Genomic DNA, 201 nt, shown 5'->3' on the forward strand with positions numbered 1-201 from the left:
GGCCCTTGGCCGACAGCGACCTCTCAATGCCGAAGGCCTCGAGCATCGGGTCGATCTCGGCGTCGTCGAGCTCGCTGCCGCGGTCCGTGTGGAAGGCCTCGATGTCCGAGATGGGGAAGGAGGGCGTCGCGAACGCCGGCTTGACCAGCCGGGCGTCCTTCCTGGGCCCGGCGGAGTGGCCGACGATCTCCCTGTTGCAGG

At 69.7% G+C, this 201-nt stretch carries 1 pseudogene; it reads right to left on the reverse strand.

The features are described 5' to 3' along the window. Positions 1 to 201 (reverse strand): annotated as a pseudogene (locus ACQRAJ_RS08825) (IS3 family transposase); the annotation flags it as partial.

This window comes from Collinsella sp. SGI.184, assembly GCF_050313415.1.
Lineage (GTDB): Bacteria > Actinomycetota > Coriobacteriia > Coriobacteriales > Coriobacteriaceae > Collinsella.